Genomic DNA, 16,496 nt, shown 5'->3' with positions numbered 1-16,496 from the left:
GGCGGGGCGACGCCGCTGCTCTGAATGCTCCACTGAGGATACGCGTCAGAGTTTGCATTCCGTTAACCGCGTTCCAATCCCGCTTTGATACGTGGATCGTGGGCGCCGCCCTTTACGGACCGCCCGAACGACACAAATCTACACGCCGACCGCGGCCAATCTGCGGCTGCTGCCCCCTCCTGGAGCCCTCATGTCCCGCAAGATCCGCAAAGCCGTGTTCCCTGTCGCCGGTCTCGGCACGCGCTTCCTGCCCGCCACCAAGGCTGTTCCCAAGGAGATGCTCACCATCGTCGACCGTCCAGCGATCCAGCATGTGGTCGAGGAGGCGAAGGCGGCCGGCGTCGAGCATTTCATCTTTGTGACCGGACGCAACAAAAGCGTGATCGAGGATCACTTCGACAAGCACTTCGAGCTCGACGCCACGCTCGAGCGGCGCGGCAAGACCAAGGAGCTCGAACTGCTGCGGGAGATGCTCCCGGCCGCCGGGCAGACGAGCTTCACCCGCCAGCAGGAGCCGCTCGGCCTCGGCCACGCGGTTTGGTGCGCGCGCGACATCGTCGGCGACGAGCCCTTCGCGCTGCTGCTGCCCGACATGCTGCACCAGTCGCCGCGCGGCTGCCTCGCCGACATGATCGACGTCTATGAGGAGGCCGGAGGCGGCAACGTGGTTTCGGTCTACGAGGTGCCCGAGGACCAGACGCACCAGTACGGCATCGTCGGCGCCGGCGAGAAGGTCGGCAAGGGCTTCCGCATGACCTCGATGGTCGAAAAGCCCAAGCCCGGCACGGCCGAGTCGAACCTTGCGATCTCGGGGCGCTACATCCTGCAGCCGGAGATCTTCGATCTGCTCAGCCGGCAGGAGGCGGGCGCCGGCGGCGAGATCCAGCTCACGGACTCGATGCTCCGGCTGACCGAGACGCAGCCCTTCTCGGGCTACGCCTTCCCGGGCAAGGTCTACGACACCGGATCCAAGATCGGCTTCCTGACCGCGAACGTCGCCTATGCGCTCGCCCGCCCCGACATGGCCGGCGACTTCCGCGCGGAGCTCGAGACGCTGCTCGCTCTCTGAGCGCGCTCAGACCGGACCGGCGACGCCCTCCGCGGCGGTCGTCGGTTCGCCGCGCTCGCGCTCGCGCCGCAGCGCATAGAGGCCGGAGCCGACGATCAGCGCCGCCCCGACGAGGCCGAGCGCGTCGGGCCGATCGCCCCACACGGCGTATCCGAGGATCAACGAGCCGAGGATGACGCTGTAGCGGAACGGCCCGACCACGGCCATGTCGCCGAGCCGGAAGGCCAGCACGATCGTCATGTTGCAGGCGCAGACGAGCGCCGCCACGCCGACGAGCAGGATGATCTCGCGGGCGTCCGGGGCGATCCAGGAGGCGGGCTGCGCGGCGCCGCCGGCCGCGCCCAGCAGGGTCACCGCGATCGTCGCCCCGAGGGTCACCACCAGCGAGGGCGCGTGGCCCGGAATGCGGCGCGTCACCAGATCGCGCACCGCCATGATGACCGCCGAGAGCAGCGCGAGCGCCGCATAGGCGTTGACGCCGCTGGGCGACGGCTTGGCGACCAGCAGAACGCCCACGAAGCCGACCCCGATGGCGGCCCAGCGCCGCGCCCCCACGCTCTGCCAGCCGATCGCGACCGCGATCGCGGTCAGGATGAGCGGCGTCGCCTGCACGATGCTGGTGAACTCGGCGAGCCCCAGGCCGGACAGCGCGGTGACGTAGAGCAGACAGCAGCCGGCCTCGAGCGCGGAACGCAGCACGACCAGCGGATGGGCCAGCGTCCTCAGACGCGGCCCGTGGCCGGCGGCCAGGATGACGGCGAGCATCAGCGCGATCGCCATCACGCCGCGCAGCGCCATGATCTCCGAGGCCGGAAGGCGCGCGGCGATCAGCTTGACCACGGCGTCGTTCGTCACCTGGAACGCCATGCCGACGACCATCGCGATGACGCCGCGCGCCGTTGGATCGAGCGCGCGGCCGCGCGCCGAGACTCCGAGATCGGTGACTGACATGAAGATAAGCGCCGGGGAGCGAGAGGAGGCCTCTAGCTACCGCAACGATGCTTAACGCGCGTCAACGAACGGCGCTTTTCAGCGCATGACCGCCATGCGCGCGCAGCGGGTCAGCGCCGAACCCTCATGCCGAACTCGATGATCGAGGCCTTGTAGTCCTCGCCGGGCAGATTGCTGTCGAGCCGCTCGTGCTGGAAGCTGCCGATCATCGAAAGCGTGCGGTTCAGCCGGTACTCGCCTTCCAGCGTGAGCGTCAGCCCGTCGTCCATCCGGCCGATCCCGCGATAGCTCGACCGCGCGTAATCGGCCCGGCCGGTCAGGATGAGGTTGCGGCGGAGACGGTGCTCGATCGCGACGCCGGCGGTGCGCTCCAGGACGCCGCCGGCGCCGTCGAGCGTCGTCTCCTGGAACGACGTCTGGGCGTTCAGCCGCACCGTGGTGAGAGCGGTCGCCGACCACGTCACGTCGGCGTCGAAGATGAGCCCGTCGACCGGCTTGAGGTCGTTGTCCTTGGGCGTCTGCCGGCCGTAGCCGATCGCTGCCTCGCCGGTGATCAGACGGGTGGCCTCGAAGCGCGCGCCGCCCCGGATCGCGTAGCCGCTCGAGCCGAGCCGGCGGCCGTCGTCCCCGATGGTCCTGTCGTAGTCGCGCGTGTCCACCGCGACCTCCGCGAAGGGCTGCAGCGCCGGCGACAGCTCATAGGCGCCGCGCGCCCTGATCTCATAGGCGTTGTAGATCCGGTCGGAGTTGTCGAGAGTCTCGCCGTTCTGGAGCTTCGCGTCGTTGAACAGGTAGCGATCCACGAGGCCCTCCACCTTGAAGCTCAGCCGGTTGAAGGCGTGCGACGCGCCCAGCGTCGCCCCGATCGACTTGTCGACCTCGTCGCCCTTGATGTTTGTCGGCGTGTCGGGGTCGCCGCGCCGGGGCGTGGTGAGCGAGGCGCGAAGCTGGGACGTGATCTGCGTCTGCCGGGTGACGTCGAACCGCCCGTCGACGACCGCGCTGAGATTGGGCTCGTAGCCCGGCGACGGCAGGTCCGTGTAGCGGCGGATCTGCCCGTCGAGCTTGACGGTCACCTCGTGACGCTCCCAGTCCGACTGGGCGTCCAGCACGCCCCGCAGTCGGTAGAAGGGCGAGCTCTTGCCGCCTCCGGGATCGCGCAGCGGGTTGCTGTCGTAGCCGCCCGCCGTCTCCAGCGAGGGCCGCAGGATGAACGCGCCGGCGCGCACGCCGGTTGGCGCATACGCCTCTTCGTCGGCTCTGAAGTCAGGCGGCTCCGGCCGGCGCGGCTGGGCACCGCCGGGCGGCGAGGCCAGCGGATCGCCGATCAGCGCCGGTCCCGGGACGGCCGTGTCCGTCTCGGTGGGCGACGTGAGGCCGTAGTCCCCGCCGGCGAGCGGCGCGGGCTCGGTCCCGCCATAGTCGCCGCCCGCGAGAGTCGAGGGGTCGAGCCGGCGCAGAGGTTCATCGCCCGCGGCGTTGGTCGCGCGGGTCGGGTCGGGCTGCGTCTGTTGCGCGCGGACGCCGCCGCACGCGACGAGCGCCCCGCCAATCAGGAGGCCGACATAGATCGCCCGGCGACGGGACATCGCTTCCTTTGGCCGCGAAGGAACATGGCGCCGCGCGCTCCGGCATGGTTAACGAGGATGAAACAGCCGTGGTTAACAAAGCCTTGCCTCCCGGCCGCCGCGCCTTCGCTGCGCGCCGGGATCAAAAGTGCTAGTTTCAAGGTTTCGCAGTGCGTTCTCCGGAGTCCGCGTCCCGAATGGTTCAACCGCTTCTTTCCTCGTCCCCCCTCCCCGCCCCCGGGATCGCCGCAAGCCCCGTCGACGCGGCCGCCGTGCAGGCTGCGGCCGTCGCGTCGGCGACGCGCACCATCGACATCGAAGCGGCCGGTCTCGAGCGGCTGGGGCGCGCCCTGCGCGAAGAGCTTGGCGGGCCGTTCGCGGCGGCGGTCGAGAAGATCGCCTCGGCCCGCGGCCGCACGATCGTCAGCGGGATGGGCAAGAGCGGCCATATCGGGCGCAAGATCGCCGCGACGCTGGCCTCGACCGGCACGCCCGCCTTCTTCGTGCATCCGGCCGAGGCGAGCCATGGCGACCTCGGCATGATCACGCCCGACGACGTGGTGCTGGCGCTGTCCTGGTCGGGCGAGACCGCCGAGCTGCGCGACATCGTCCAGTACTCGTCCCGCTTTCGGGTGCCCGTGGTGGCGATCACCTCCAACGCCCACAGCGCGCTCGCTCGGGCCGCGGACGTCGCGCTCGTGCTGCCGCGCGTCGGCGAGGCCTGCCCGAACGGGCTTGCGCCCACGACCTCGACCACGATGCAGCTCGCCCTCGGCGACGCGCTTGCGGTCGCGCTGCTGGAAAGCCGCGAGTTCACGCCGGGCGATTTCAAGCGCTTCCACCCGGGCGGCAAGCTCGGCGCTGTGCTCACCTTCGTGCGCGACGTCATGCATTCCGGCGACGCCGTGCCGCTGGTCGCCGAGGGCACGCTGATGTCCGAGGCGCTCATCGTGATGACGACCAAGAGCTTCGGCTGCGTCGGCGTCGTCGATCCGGCGGGCGCGCTGGTCGGAATCGTGACCGACGGCGACCTGCGCCGTCACATGGGGCCGGACCTGACCGCAAAGCGCGTCGAGACCGTGATGACGCACGCGCCCCGCGTGATCGCGCCCGACGACCTTGCGGCGAGCGCGCTCAGCGAGCTGCAGAGCCGCGCGATCACCGCGCTGTTCGTCGTGGACGACGGCAGGCCGGCGGGCCTCGTGCACATCCACGATCTGCTGAAGCTCGGCCTCGCCTGAGGCCGAGCCAAGCCGGCTCACGTTCCTGCGGCGCCTTGCGCCTCTTTAAAAGGGCCTTAACCCTAACTCCTCACCATGCCCGCGTCGCCGCCGCTCCGGCGCGCCTGAGGGACGGGCATGGATTTCGCCACCATCATCGGCTTCGCCTTCGGGACGGGCGTCCTGGGGTTCCTGATCCACGAGGGCGGCGGGCTCGAGCGCTACTATTCCGAGCACGCCGTGCTCGTGATCTTCGGCGGCGCCTTCGCGGCGACCTTCATCCGCTTCGAGCTGTCGGCGATCCTGTCGGCCTTCCCGACGGCGTTCAAAACGGTGATCAAGGGCGCGCACAGCAACCCGCGCGACCTGATCTCCGAGATCGCCGAGATGGCCGCGATCGTGCGCAAATCCGGGCCGGTCGGTCTCGACAAGGCCAACCCGCGCGACGCCTTCCTGGCCAAGGGGGTGCGCTACGTCGCCGACGGCTTCGACGAGAACTTCATCCGCGAGACGCTGGAGCGAGAGCGCGACCTCAACCTGCACCGGCTCGAAATGGCCTCGAAGGTCTTCCGCGGGATCGGCGACTGCGCCCCGGCCTTCGGCATGATCGGCACCCTGATCGGCATGGTGCAGATGTTCGCCGAGATGTCCGACCCTTCGAAGCTCGGCACCTTCATGGCGATCGCGCTGCTCGCGACGCTCTACGGCGCGGTGGTGGCGAACTTCTTCTTCCTGCCGATCGCCGACAAGCTGACCATCAAGTTCGCCCATGACGAGCTCAACCAGACGCTGGTCATCGACGGCGTGCTGCAACTCAGGGCGTCCAAGAGCCCGGCCGTCATCAAGGAGATGCTGCTCGCCTACCTGCCCGAGAAGCATCGCGCAGATCTGCTCGAAGCGGCCGCCTGATGGCGCGCAAGAAGCACGACGCCCACGGCGGCGGGCACGGCTGGTTCGTCACCTTCGCCGACCTGATGGCGCTGCTGATGGCGTTCTTCGTGGTCCTGGTGGCGTTCTCGTCGCAGGACAAGAAGAAGATGGCCATCGTCGCGGGCTCGATGCGCGAAGCCTTCGGCTCGCAGAAGCAGGTCATCGCCGATGGCGTGATCGACATCGCCGGCTCGCCCGCCCGCACCGAACTGCTCAACAACACCGCCCGCACCCCGGATGAGACCTCCGATCTCGCCGGCCCCCTTTCGCCCGACCGGCGCGACACCGAGCCGGCCGCGCGCGGCTTCGCCCGCGCCGCCGCGACGCTGCGCCAGGCGCTGCGGTCGATGCCCGAGATCGCCGACATCTCGAACCAGATCGTGGTGGAGGACAGCCCCGACGGGGTCTCGATCGCGATCGTCGACCAGGACGGCCGCTCGATGTTCCCGGCCGGATCGGCCGCGCCCTCGCAGCGCGTCGTGGACGCTCTCGCGGCGCTCGCGCCCTCGCTGCGGGCGCTGAACTATCCGATCTCCGTCACCGGCCACACCGCTTCGGGCGTGTCCGAGGGCGCGAACACCGACGCCTGGCGGCTTTCGGCGGAGCGGGCGAGCGCCGTCCGCGGGCTGCTCGCCGCCGACGGCGTCCCGGACGCTCGGTTCGCCGCCGTGCAGGGCAAGGGCTCGACCGAGCCCATGTTCCCGGACGCGCCGCAAATCGCCGCCAACCGCCGGGTGACCATCTCGCTCACCGCCGCGCCGGGCGCGATCCCCATGGATCTGAAGCCCTGAGCGGGCGAATGCTTCCCGTATCGTCGTCGGGCCGCGGCCGGCGCCGACGCGCGGCCTTGGCGCGCCCCGCCTCGCCGTCTAGGCCTTGAACCACCAGAGTCTTCCGACGAGGTCCGCATGATCACGCGCCGCGCCGAGCGACGGCTTCTACCGCAACTCGCGGCCTTCGTGATCGTGCTCGCCGCCGTCCTGTACGGCTTCGATCCGCTGCTGCGCGGGGTGATTTCGGGCCATGTCGACGGCCAGGAACTGTCGGTCGCCTGGGTCGCGCCACTCGTCGGGATGCTCGGCTCGATCGCGATCCTGCCGCTCGCGGCCCCCCATTTCTGGCACCACCACTACGGGAAGGTGGCGGCCTTCTGGGCGGCCCTGCTGCTGATCCCGTTCGGCTTCGTCCATGGCGTCGGTCCGGCGGCGTCGGAGGTGATCCACGCCGCGGTCGCCGAATATGTGCCGTTCGTCGTGCTGCTGTTCACGCTGTTCACGATCTCGGGCGGCGTCCTGGTGCGGGGCAATCTGCACGGCAGCCCGGCCGTCAACACCGCGCTGCTGGCCGTCGGCGCCCTGCTTGCGAGCGTGATCGGCACGACCGGCGCCTCGATGGTGCTGATCCGCCCGCTGATCCGGGCGAACGACCAGCGCCGGTGCAACGCCCATGTGGTGGTGTTCTTCATCTTCCTCGTGTCGAACATCGGCGGCTCGCTGACGCCGCTCGGCGACCCGCCGCTGTTCCTCGGCTTTCTCCAGGGCGTCGATTTCTTCTGGACGGCGACGCATCTCGCGCCCCAGACCGGCGTCCTGGTCGCGATCCTCCTGCCGCTGTTCTACGTGCTGGACCGCTGGTTCTACGCCCGCGAGGGTTTTTCGCCGAAGCCGGATCCGTCGCCCGATTCCCCGCTCGGCCTGTCGGGCCTGCGCAACATCCCGCTGCTCGCCTGCGCGGTCGCGGCCATCCTTGTGAGCGGCTTCTGGAAGCCCGGCATCGAGTTCGACGTCTACGGCACGCACCTCTCCCTGCAGGCGGTGGCGCGCGACGTCACTCTGATCGTGCTCGCTCTTATCTCGCTGAAGATCACGCCGACCGAGTACCGGGAGCGCAACGGCTTCGACTGGGAGCCGATCCGCGAGGTCGCCAAGCTTTTCGCCGGCATCTTCGTGACGCTGATCCCGGCCCTCCTGATCCTGAAGGCGGGCATGAACGGCGCCGCCGCCCCGCTCGTCGCGCTGGTCTCGGACGAGGCCGGCGCGCCCCGCCCCGCCGTCTATTTCTGGCTGACCGGCCTGCTCTCGAGCGTGCTCGACAACGCCCCGACCTATCTGGTGTTCTTCAATCTCGCAGGCGGCGACGCCGCGGAGCTGATGACCGTGAAGGCCAAAACCCTGGCGGCGATCTCGGGCGGGGCGGTGTTCATGGGGGCGCTGACCTATATCGGCAACGCTCCGAACTTCATGGTCCTGTCGATCGCCCGCAACCGCGGCGTCGAGATGCCGAGCTTCTTCGGCTACATGGCGTGGTCGTTCGCCGTGCTGATCCCGTGCTTCGCGGTGGTCACCTTGCTGACCCTGATATGAAGCCGGTCCCGGAGCTCCGCGAGCGCCCGCCGGCTACTCCGCGGCCTCGCGATATTCGTGGGGCCCCGCCGCGGCGACCTCGGGATCGACGGAGTCGCCGAAGGCCGCGAAGTTCGACTGGAACATCGTCATCACCTTGCGGGCGGTGGCGATGTAGACCCGCTTGTCGGCCCAGGCCTTGCGCGGCCGGAAGAGCATCGTGTCGACGCCCGGGACGCTGAGCGGCACGGTGAAGCCGAAGAACTTGTCCGTGTAGGTCTCGGCCGCGTCGAGCGATCCGTCGAGGGCCGCGGCGATGAGCGCGCGCGTCGCCTCAACCGGCACCCGCCGGCCGACGCCATAGGCGCCCGCGGTCCAGCCGGTGTTCACCAGCCAGCACTTCACGTCGTGCTCCAGGATCAGGCTGCGCAGCATCTCGCCGTAGACCGCGGCGGGGCGCGGCATGAAGGGCGCCGCGTAGCAGGCGGAGAACGTCGCCTCGGGCTCGCGCGCCCCCTTTTCGGCGTCGGCGACGCGCGAGGTGTAGCCCGAAAGGAAATGATAGACGGCCTGCTCGGGCGTCAGCCGCGCGATCGGCGGCATCACGCCATGCACGTCGCAGGTCAGCAGCACGAGATTCGTGGGGTGGCCGGCGACCGCGGACGCGCTGACGCCGGGGAGCGAGGCCAGGCCGAAAGCGCAGCGCGCATTCTCGGTCCGCGGGCGGGCCGTGAGATCGGGGTCGCGGGTCTCCGGATCGAGCGGCACGTTCTCCAGCAGGGCGCCGAAACGCGTGGCTGCGCTGCGCAGCGCCGGGTCGGCCTCCGCCGACAGCGCCGCGGCCTTGGCGTAGCAGCCGGCCTCCAGGTTGAAGACGCCGTCCGGGCTCCAGCCAAGCGCGTCGTCGCCGATGAGGCTGCGCGCCGGGTCCGCCGCAAGCGTCGTCTTGCCGGTGGCCGACAGACCTACGAACAGCGCGACGTCGCCGTCGGGACCGACGGAGGCCGCGGCGTGCAGGGGCAGCGCGCCGCGATCCGGCAGCAGGTGGTTCATGACCGTGAGGATCGCGTGCTTGATCTCGCCCGCATAGGCCGTGCCGCCGACCAGCACGATGCGACGCGTGAGGTCGATCGCCACCACGGTCGCCGACCGCACGCCATGCCGCTCCGGATCCGCGCGGAAGGACGGCATGTCCAGCACCGTCAGCTCCGGGGTGAAGCCACCGAGTTCGTCGGCGCCGGGCTCGCCCAGCAGCGTGCGCACCGCCATCGAGCGCCAGGCGTATTCGCTGAACGTGCGCACCGGCAGGCGACGCTGGCGATCGGCGCCGACGTGAAGGTCCTGGGCGAACAGTTCGCGCCCCTGCGCGTGGGCCAGGAAGTCCTGGCGCAGCGTCTCGAACTGCTCCGGCGTCAGGCTGGCGTGCGCGTTCCAGTCGACCGTGCTCTCGGTCGCCTCGTCCCGCACGATGAACTTGTCTTCGGGAGATCGCCCGGTGTGCGGCCCGGTGTCGACCGCGAGCGCGCCGCTCGAAGCGAGCGCGCCTTCGCCGCGCCGGACCGCCCGCTCGACGAGCGCCGCAGGCCCGAGGTTCCAGTTCACGCCCGCGAGCGCCTCGAAGCCGAAAGCTTCCGCGCCGAAGTCGCGATTCCAAACGCCGATCTGCCTCAACGCGTCTCTCCTTGGCTCGAGAAGGTCGCCCTGACAGGCGCCGTCGCTAGCACGCGAGGCGCGGCATCAAACAGCTAAAAACGACCTCAACGTGACGGACCGTTAATCTCGCCTTCACGTTTGGCCGGGCTCCGGGCCCGGGCGGCTCACCGTGCTGGGCCGCGCGACCGCGCCTCGGCCACCAGATCGACGAGCGCGCGCCGAACCTCTCCGGGCCCCGTGACGGGCTGGGGAAAGCGCAGATAGACGGCGCGGCCGTCAAGGCCGAGCTCGCAGCCGAGCGGATCGGCGCCCTGGAACGTCCAGTCGCCGTCCGGCGCGCCGAGCAGCGCGGTGGCGTAGAGGCGCGTGGCGTCGGCATGGTCCTCGTTCATGTGCTCGACCACCCCGGCCTCGGCGGCGAGCAGCGCCTCCGCGCCCGCGGTCTCGGTGCGGATTTCCGGCCATCCGAGATCCACGATCCGCCCGAAGCCCGCCACGAGATGACAGCCCTCTGGCTCCAGCCGGAGCATGTTGAAATCCGCGAAGTCGAAATAGAGCTCGGACTCGGGCTGACGGGCGAGCCAGCGCGCCTTGTGCGCCGCCTTGTCCGTGGCCGCGCAGCGTCCGAACAGCGTGACCCGCGGATGGGCCAGCGGATCGCCGGCGCCGACCTCCGCGCACAGCAGGCTCGCGCGGGGATCCGCCGCGAGGTTGGCGGCGTGGCGCGCGAGGTTCGAGACCAGCAGCAGCGGCGCGCCGTCGGGCGCGGTCGCGACCGCGACCAGCGAGACGTAAGGCAGGCCGGAGACGCGGTCGATCGTCCCCAGGCTGGCGCGGCGGGCGGATCTGACGAGCGCGCGGGCGACCGAGGCAGGGTCGAAAGCGGCGGTTTCCTCCGGCGCGGGAGAAGCGTTCGAGGTGGTCATGCTTCGCGCTCCTTCGACGGTCCTGGCCTCGCTTCGATCGCAGATGCGGCCAAAAAGAGGGCTCGCGACCTTGCGTCACATTAAAGCCACGCCAAGTCGGTTCATGCCCTGCACTCTGTGCTATACAAGAAGGCGCCATGCCGACGATCGCCCTGGTCGATGACGACCGCAACATCCTGACCTCTGTGTCCATCGCGCTTGAGGCCGAGGGTTACCGGATCCAGACCTATAATGACGGCGCGACGGCGCTCGAGGGGCTGCGCGCCTCTCCGCCCGATCTCGCGATCTTCGACATCAAGATGCCCCGCATGGACGGGATGGAGCTGCTGCGCCGGCTGCGGCAGAAGTCCGAGCTTCCGGTGATCTTCCTGACCTCGAAGGACGAGGAGATCGACGAGCTGTTCGGCCTCAAGATGGGCGCCGACGACTTCATCCGTAAGCCGTTCTCGCAGCGTCTGCTGGTGGAGCGCGTCAAGGCTGTGTTGCGGCGCGCGGCCGCCAAGGAGCCGACCGTCCCCGGCGCCCCGAAGGGGCCTGACTCCAAGGCGCTCGAGCGTGGCCAGCTGATGATGGACCCCGAGCGCCACACCTGCACCTGGAAGGGCGAGCCGGTGACGCTCACCGTCACGGAGTTCCTGATCCTGCAGGCGCTCGCCATGCGGCCCGGCGTCGTCAAGAGCCGCAACGCGCTGATGGACGCGGCCTATGACGATCAGGTCTATGTCGACGACCGCACGATCGACAGCCACATCAAGCGGCTGCGCAAGAAGTTCAAGTCCTGCGACGACGACTTCGACATGATCGAGACGCTCTACGGCGTGGGTTACCGGTTCAAGGAGATCTGAGCGCCGGCGGCTCGCGCGGCGCTTCAGTCCATCATTCATGAGCGTGGAAGCCGAGCGGGCGGACGACGTCGTCCCGACCGACGCAGACGAGGACGCCGGCCAGCGCGAGCCATGGCGCGTCAAGGTCATGCGCGCGCTCCGCGCCTTGCGCGTCCTCGGCTTCTCGAGCCTGACCCGGCGCATCGTCGTTCTGAACCTCGCCGGCCTCGTCGCGCTGGTCTCGGGCATCCTCTACCTCAACCAGTTCCGCGCCGGGCTGATCGACGCCCGCGTCCAGAGCCTGCTGATCCAGGGCGAGATCATCGCCGGCGCGATCGCCTCCTCGGCGACCGTCGAGACCAACCAGCTCTATGTCGACCCCGACAAGCTGCTCGAACTCCAGGCCGGGCAGACCGCCTCGCCGGGCGACGAGGGGCTGCAGAGCCTCGAATTCCCGATCAATCCCGAGCGCGTCGCTCCGGTGCTGCGCCGGTTGGTGACGCCGACCCGGACCCGCGCGCGCATCTACGACCGCGACGGCGCGCTGCTGCTCGACTCGCGCTCGCTCTACGCCCGCGGCGACATCCTGCGCTTCGACCTGCCGCCGCCCCAGACCCATGATCCGGGGCTGCTCGACCAGATCGGCCGCACCATCAAGAGCTGGCTTCGACGCTCGGACCTTCCGCTCTATGCGGAGCTCGGCGCGAGCAACGGCCGCGGCTATCCGGAGGTCACGAAGGCGCTGTCGGGCTCCCCGCAGAGCATCGTGCGGGTCAACGACGCGGGCGAGATCATCGTCTCGGTCGCCGTGCCCGTGCAGCGCTTCAGGGCGGTGACCGGCGTGCTGCTGCTGTCGACGCAGGGCGGCGACATCGACTCCATCGTGCAGGCCGAGCGCTTCGCGATCATGCGCGTGTTCCTGGTCGCGGCCGCCGTGATGCTCGTGCTGTCGCTGCTGCTGGCCAGCACGATCGCCGGACCGGTGCGCAAGCTCGCGGACGGCGCGGAGCGCGTGCGCCACCGCTACAAGCACCGCGCCGAGATCCCGGACTTCACCAAGCGCTCGGACGAGATCGGCCATCTGTCCGGGGCGCTGCGCGACATGACGAGCGCGCTCTACGCGCGGATCGAGGCGATCGAGCGCTTCGCCGCCGACGTCGCCCATGAGCTGAAGAACCCGCTGACCTCGCTGCGCTCCGCCGTCGAGACCCTGCCGCTCGCCAAGACCGAGGAGTCGCGCGAGCGGCTGCTCGGCGTCATCCAGCACGACGTGCGCCGGCTCGACCGGCTGATCAGCGACATTTCCGACGCGAGCCGGCTCGACGCCGAGCTTCAGCGGCAGGACGCCGAGCCGGTCGACATGGTCAAGCTGCTGACCACGGTGATCGACATGCAGAACGGGGCGCCGCGCGAGCACGGCGTCACTGTGGAGCTCAAGGTGGTCGATGCGGCGCAGGGCCGCGACGCCTATCTGGTGCTCGGCCACGATTCCCGGCTGGCGCAGGTGATCACCAATTTGATCGACAACGCCCGCTCCTTCTCGCCCCCTGGCTCAGTCGTGAAGGTGACCTGCAAGCGCGTGCGGAACTCGGTCGAGATTCTGGTGGACGACACCGGTCCGGGCATCCGGCCGGACGCCGTCGACAAGATCTTCGACCGCTTCTACACCGATCGACCTGAGCAGGGCTTCGGGCAGAACTCCGGCCTTGGGCTTTCGATCTCGAAGCAGATCGTCGAGGCTCATAACGGGCGGATCAAGGCGGAGAACCGCATGAAGACGGTCGCGGGCGAAGCCAGGGTGACGGGCGCGCGCTTCGTCGTGCGGCTGCCGGCGGCCATGAAATGACCGGGACGGGCTCCGTTCACGCCAGTTGCGTGGTCGTCGGGGAGGCCGGGGTCCTGATCCGCGGCCCCTCGGGCGCAGGGAAATCCAGCCTCTCGGCGGCTCTCATCGAGCGCGCCCAGGCCGCAGGGCTGTTCGCGCGGCTGGTCGCTGACGACCGGACGCGGCTGAGTCTGGCCGGCGGCCGCCTGGTCGCGGAGGCGCCCGACGTCCTCAAAGGTCTGATCGAGCGTCGCGGCGTCGGCCTCCTCAGGCTTCCCGCGCTGAGCGCGTGCGTGGTCAGGTTCGTGGCGGACATCGAGGTGCAGCCGGAGCGCATGCCCGAGCCGGACGCCGCCACTGCGCGCCTGTTGGACGTTCCTCTGCCGCGGATCGCCGTGCGCCGCGGCGATCCGGAGGCGGCGGCCCTCCTGCTTTTCACGGTCCGGAACTGGCCGGCGCCTGACCGTGAAGCATCAGAGCTTGCGTTCGCGCCGCAACATGGAAAAATGAAGCGTTTGGCGCCGCACGCGCCTGTCCAAAGGAACGGCCGGCCCATGGCCGCCGATCCCGACCCGGAGCGCAATGAGTTTTGCGCAAAGACTGCATGATAGGCCTCGTCCTCGTGACACACGGTCGTCTCGCCTGCGAGTTCCGCTCCGCGCTGGAGCACGTCGTGGGTCCGCAGCAGCAGATCGCGACGATCACCATCGACCCGGAAGACGACATGGAGCTGCGCCGCGGGGACATCCTCGCCGCGGTGCGCGAGGTCGACAGCGGCGACGGCGTCGCGGTGTTGACCGACATGTTCGGCGGCACGCCGTCGAACCTAGCGATATCGTGCATGGATGGACGGAAGGTCGAGGTGATCGCCGGCATCAACCTGCCGATGCTGATCAAGCTCGCGAGCGTCCGGTCCGATCTTCCACTTGACGCGGCGGTCGTCCAGGCTCAGGAGGCGGGGCGCAAATATATCAACGTCGCGAGCCGCGTGCTCTCCGGCAAATGATCGTGGGCTCGAGGCGGAGACGCTTGTGGACTCGTGTGAAAGCGTCTCTCGCGAGCTTGCGATCGTGAACAAGCGCGGGCTGCATGCCCGCGCTTCCGCCAAATTCGTCCAGACTGTCGAGAAGTTCGACGCCTCGGTGCGCGTCAGCCGCGCCGGGGAGACCGTCGGCGGAACGTCGATCATGGGCCTCATGATGCTCGCGGCCGGGCCCGGCACCACCATCCATGTCGAAGTCAAAGGCGCCGAGGCGGAAGCCGCGCTCGACGCCCTGACGCGCCTTGTCGAGAGCAGGTTCGGCGAAGAGGAGTAGGCTCCTCTTCGCCTTGTCGGCTCAGGCCGACTGCTGGATCGCCGAGAGCAGCCACCGGCCGCCGCTCGCGCGGACGAAGGTCCACAGCTCCGCCGCCTCGGTCGGCGCGTCGCGGTCGCCGTCGACGACCCGTCCGCTGCCCTGCTCCTCGGTCCAGTCCTTGAGCTCGTAGCGCATCGCCACGGTCGCGTAATCGCGACCGCCCTCGCGCCACGCCTCGGCCAGATCGCCCTGCAGCAGCTTCACGTCGCTCACCCGGTTGATCACGCCGCGGCTGGCGTCATCGGCGACGTCGTCAGCGAAGACCTCGACCATCTCGGGAGTGGCGAGCGAGCGCATCCGGGTGATGTCCTGGTCCGACCAGGCCTGCTGGACCTCTCCGAGCAGACGTTCGAACACGTCGAAGTCGGCCTTCTCGAGCGTCACGGGCTCCGACGCGGGACCCGCGCCAGCGCCGAGGCCGCCGCCGAACGTCGAGCCGAACATGCCGCCGCGGGTGCGCTCCTCGGGCGCCTCGAACCGATAGCCCGAGGGTCCGGCCGCCGCGGCCGGCTGCTGCTGCTGGCTGTTGCGCCGCGCGAACCAGCCCATGACCAGGCGGACGGCGATGAAGATCAGGGCGACCTGCAGCAGAAGGCCGAAGATCGACGCCATCGAGCCGAGGCCGCCCATCAGGCCGCCTCCGAACAGCATGCCGAACAGGCCGGCGCCGAGGAAGCCGCCGAGCAGACCCGCGCCGAGACCGCCGCCGAACATGCCGCCGCGGCGCGGCGCCTGCTGGGCGGCCGACTGCGCGCCCGCGGCCTGGCCCGGCTGCGTGACCGAGCGCTGGACGGGAGCGGCGTTGGGCATCGTGGCCGTCGGAGGCGGCGCGGAGAACGTCTTCGCGCCGCGGCTGCCGAAGCTCGAGCTGCGGCCGGCCCGCGCATCTGCGTCGACCGGCGCGAACGAGGCGCCGACGATGAGGCTCGCGAAAGCGAGGGCGGCGAGGCGGCGAGGCATGCGAGCGGTCATAATCCTGTCTGTCCCCGGGGCGAGATGCCCCTGCTCCCTTTGACATGGGGAGCCGGGCTTGGAATGTCACCTCTTCGGGAGGCCGCCCGACGAGCGCCCCCGCGGCGCCACAGTGCGGCCCAAATGCAACGGGTGCGACGAACCGCCTCGGTCGGACATTTGGCGCTCGGCTGAGCGGCGGTGATGACCTATCCCTTTGGACATGAGCATGGCTCGGCGGATTCGCCGTTCCCGATGGATTCTGACCTGCGGCGCCGTGGCGGGCTTCGTCACGACCGTCAGCGCTGAGCCCGCGCCGACGCCGTTTCCGGCGATGCCGGCGGCGCCCGTCGCGCTCGCCGGGGATTTCGCCGCTGGCTTCCTGACGATCTCCGTCGCCCCGGAAACGCCAGCTTTCGGCGCGCCCTCATCCGGCTCCGGCCTCGACCCCGCCGTGGTGGCGGCAGCCGTCAGGGCGGACAAGGAACGCCTTTCCAGGCCGCAGACCGAGACGCTGACGTCGATCGCCGGCGGACCGGTGGACCGCCGGGTCCAGGTCGCCTTCGCGGGCTTCGGCGCGGCCGACGCCAACGCGCTCGCATATGGGGCGAACGACTTCGTCACCGCCTCGATGCGCACCGCCATCGTGCCGACCGGCGGAAGCGGGCCGACCATCTTCCCGACGCGCCTCGCCTCCGTGACGTCCGGTTTCTGAGCCAGACGCCTCGGGGCATTTCCTCCACAGCAGCAGATCTGGCGCCGCCGCGGCCGCCCGCCGGGCGCTTGCGTGCGTCCGCCTTCAGTGGCCGTCACACATAAAGACTTCTTTATGTCTTTATTGAACGCCGTCGGGCGACGTGCTACGGACGACCGGAACGG

At 69.8% G+C, this 16,496-nt stretch carries 16 protein-coding genes; 11 read left to right on the top strand and 5 right to left on the bottom strand.

Features of this window, described 5'->3' with window-relative positions; genetic code table 11:
- The first annotated feature begins 190 nt into the window (after positions 1–190).
- Positions 191–1,069 carry a UTP--glucose-1-phosphate uridylyltransferase GalU gene (gene galU, locus GGR24_RS00330; RefSeq protein ID WP_183393313.1) on the top strand — a complete coding sequence of 293 codons (879 nt, stop codon included), beginning with the start codon at positions 191–193 and terminating at the stop codon, positions 1,067–1,069.
- A gap of 6 nt (positions 1,070–1,075) precedes the next feature.
- Here the strand turns inward: galU and GGR24_RS00325 are convergent, their stop codons facing one another.
- Together GGR24_RS00325 and GGR24_RS00320 are read right to left on the bottom strand one after the other, a co-directional pair.
- Positions 1,076–2,020, bottom strand: a complete 945-nt coding sequence (locus GGR24_RS00325) for a DMT family transporter (protein ID WP_183393312.1) — start codon at positions 2,018–2,020, stop codon at positions 1,076–1,078.
- Between the two features lie 110 nt (positions 2,021–2,130).
- Positions 2,131–3,609 carry an outer membrane beta-barrel protein gene (locus GGR24_RS00320; protein WP_183393311.1) on the bottom strand — a complete coding sequence of 493 codons (1,479 nt, stop codon included), beginning with the start codon at positions 3,607–3,609 and terminating at the stop codon, positions 2,131–2,133.
- Between the two features lie 176 nt (positions 3,610–3,785).
- Between GGR24_RS00320 and GGR24_RS00315 the strand changes: the two genes are divergently transcribed.
- From GGR24_RS00315 to GGR24_RS00300, 4 genes are all read left to right on the top strand, one after another.
- A complete protein-coding gene (locus GGR24_RS00315; RefSeq protein WP_183393310.1) occupies positions 3,786–4,829 on the top strand; it encodes a KpsF/GutQ family sugar-phosphate isomerase in 1,044 nt (347 codons plus the stop codon).
- A 117-nt stretch (positions 4,830–4,946) separates the two neighbouring features.
- On the top strand, positions 4,947–5,717 hold the full coding sequence (locus tag GGR24_RS00310) for a motility protein A (protein ID WP_183393309.1): 771 nt from the start codon (positions 4,947–4,949) through the stop codon (positions 5,715–5,717).
- Positions 5,717–6,529, top strand: coding sequence for an OmpA/MotB family protein (locus GGR24_RS00305; protein ID WP_183393308.1), 813 nt, complete (start codon positions 5,717–5,719; stop codon positions 6,527–6,529). The genes GGR24_RS00310 and GGR24_RS00305 overlap by 1 nt, the downstream gene beginning before the upstream one ends.
- Before the next feature lie 117 nt (positions 6,530–6,646).
- Complete coding sequence (locus tag GGR24_RS00300; RefSeq protein ID WP_183393307.1) at positions 6,647–8,101, top strand: sodium:proton antiporter; 1,455 nt, start codon at positions 6,647–6,649, stop codon at positions 8,099–8,101.
- 33 nt (positions 8,102–8,134) lie between these two features.
- On the opposite strand, the gene GGR24_RS00295 is transcribed toward GGR24_RS00300, so the two are convergent.
- Both GGR24_RS00295 and GGR24_RS00290 read right to left on the bottom strand, forming a co-directional pair.
- Positions 8,135–9,751, bottom strand: coding sequence for a phosphoenolpyruvate carboxykinase (ATP) (locus GGR24_RS00295; protein WP_183393306.1), 1,617 nt, complete (start codon positions 9,749–9,751; stop codon positions 8,135–8,137).
- Positions 9,752–9,897: 146 nt separating this feature from the next.
- On the bottom strand, positions 9,898–10,659 hold the full coding sequence (locus GGR24_RS00290) for a HugZ family pyridoxamine 5'-phosphate oxidase (RefSeq protein WP_183393305.1): 762 nt from the start codon (positions 10,657–10,659) through the stop codon (positions 9,898–9,900).
- A gap of 137 nt (positions 10,660–10,796) precedes the next feature.
- Between GGR24_RS00290 and GGR24_RS00285 the strand changes: the two genes are divergently transcribed.
- Genes GGR24_RS00285 through GGR24_RS17520 form a run of 5 tightly spaced genes read left to right on the top strand, consistent with a single transcriptional unit; the run spans position 10,797 to position 14,624 of the window.
- Positions 10,797–11,504 carry a response regulator transcription factor gene (locus GGR24_RS00285; protein ID WP_183393304.1) on the top strand — a complete coding sequence of 236 codons (708 nt, stop codon included), beginning with the start codon at positions 10,797–10,799 and terminating at the stop codon, positions 11,502–11,504.
- 37 nt (positions 11,505–11,541) lie between these two features.
- Entirely contained in the window at positions 11,542–13,329 is a 1,788-nt protein-coding gene (locus tag GGR24_RS00280) for a sensor histidine kinase (RefSeq protein WP_183393303.1), read from the top strand.
- Positions 13,326–13,916 carry an HPr kinase/phosphorylase gene (locus tag GGR24_RS00275; protein WP_183393302.1) on the top strand — a complete coding sequence of 197 codons (591 nt, stop codon included), beginning with the start codon at positions 13,326–13,328 and terminating at the stop codon, positions 13,914–13,916. Before GGR24_RS00280 ends, GGR24_RS00275 begins: the two co-directional genes overlap by 4 nt.
- The gene (locus tag GGR24_RS00270; protein ID WP_183393301.1) at positions 13,913–14,314 is read left to right on the top strand and encodes a PTS sugar transporter subunit IIA; all 402 of its coding nucleotides are present in this window, start codon (positions 13,913–13,915) and stop codon (positions 14,312–14,314) included. The genes GGR24_RS00275 and GGR24_RS00270 overlap by 4 nt, the downstream gene beginning before the upstream one ends.
- 25 nt (positions 14,315–14,339) lie before the next feature.
- The gene (locus GGR24_RS17520) at positions 14,340–14,624 is read left to right on the top strand and encodes an HPr family phosphocarrier protein (protein ID WP_343066154.1); all 285 of its coding nucleotides are present in this window, start codon (positions 14,340–14,342) and stop codon (positions 14,622–14,624) included.
- 21 nt (positions 14,625–14,645) lie between these two features.
- On the opposite strand, the gene GGR24_RS00260 is transcribed toward GGR24_RS17520, so the two are convergent.
- Positions 14,646–15,626, bottom strand: a complete 981-nt coding sequence (locus tag GGR24_RS00260; protein ID WP_183393300.1) for a TIM44-like domain-containing protein — start codon at positions 15,624–15,626, stop codon at positions 14,646–14,648.
- 220 nt (positions 15,627–15,846) lie between these two features.
- Here GGR24_RS00260 and GGR24_RS00255 point away from each other — a divergent pair, with 220 nt between their 5' ends.
- A complete protein-coding gene (locus tag GGR24_RS00255) occupies positions 15,847–16,332 on the top strand; it encodes a hypothetical protein (RefSeq protein WP_183393299.1) in 486 nt (161 codons plus the stop codon).
- The last annotated feature ends 164 nt before the right edge of the window (positions 16,333–16,496 follow it).

It is taken from the genome of Hansschlegelia beijingensis, from assembly GCF_014196425.1.
GTDB classification, from domain to species: domain Bacteria; phylum Pseudomonadota; class Alphaproteobacteria; order Rhizobiales; family Methylopilaceae; genus Methylopila; species Methylopila beijingensis.
Note: the sequence above shows the minus strand (reverse complement) of the source record. Positions and strands in the feature narration are given on the sequence as shown.

Coding starts and splice junctions, on each gene's coding strand:
- galU (WP_183393313.1), top strand. CDS start 191: ATGTCCCGCAAGATCCGCAAAGCCGTGTTCCCTGTCGCCGGTCTCGGC.
- GGR24_RS00325 (WP_183393312.1), bottom strand. CDS start 2,020: ATGTCAGTCACCGATCTCGGAGTCTCGGCGCGCGGCCGCGCGCTCGAT.
- GGR24_RS00320 (WP_183393311.1), bottom strand. CDS start 3,609: ATGTCCCGTCGCCGGGCGATCTATGTCGGCCTCCTGATTGGCGGGGCG.
- GGR24_RS00315 (WP_183393310.1), top strand. CDS start 3,786: ATGGTTCAACCGCTTCTTTCCTCGTCCCCCCTCCCCGCCCCCGGGATC.
- GGR24_RS00310 (WP_183393309.1), top strand. CDS start 4,947: ATGGATTTCGCCACCATCATCGGCTTCGCCTTCGGGACGGGCGTCCTG.
- GGR24_RS00305 (WP_183393308.1), top strand. CDS start 5,717: ATGGCGCGCAAGAAGCACGACGCCCACGGCGGCGGGCACGGCTGGTTC.
- GGR24_RS00300 (WP_183393307.1), top strand. CDS start 6,647: ATGATCACGCGCCGCGCCGAGCGACGGCTTCTACCGCAACTCGCGGCC.
- GGR24_RS00290 (WP_183393305.1), bottom strand. CDS start 10,659: ATGACCACCTCGAACGCTTCTCCCGCGCCGGAGGAAACCGCCGCTTTC.
- GGR24_RS00285 (WP_183393304.1), top strand. CDS start 10,797: ATGCCGACGATCGCCCTGGTCGATGACGACCGCAACATCCTGACCTCT.
- GGR24_RS00280 (WP_183393303.1), top strand. CDS start 11,542: ATGAGCGTGGAAGCCGAGCGGGCGGACGACGTCGTCCCGACCGACGCA.
- GGR24_RS00275 (WP_183393302.1), top strand. CDS start 13,326: ATGACCGGGACGGGCTCCGTTCACGCCAGTTGCGTGGTCGTCGGGGAG.
- GGR24_RS00270 (WP_183393301.1), top strand. CDS start 13,913: ATGATAGGCCTCGTCCTCGTGACACACGGTCGTCTCGCCTGCGAGTTC.
- GGR24_RS00260 (WP_183393300.1), bottom strand. CDS start 15,626: ATGCCTCGCCGCCTCGCCGCCCTCGCTTTCGCGAGCCTCATCGTCGGC.
- GGR24_RS00255 (WP_183393299.1), top strand. CDS start 15,847: ATGGCTCGGCGGATTCGCCGTTCCCGATGGATTCTGACCTGCGGCGCC.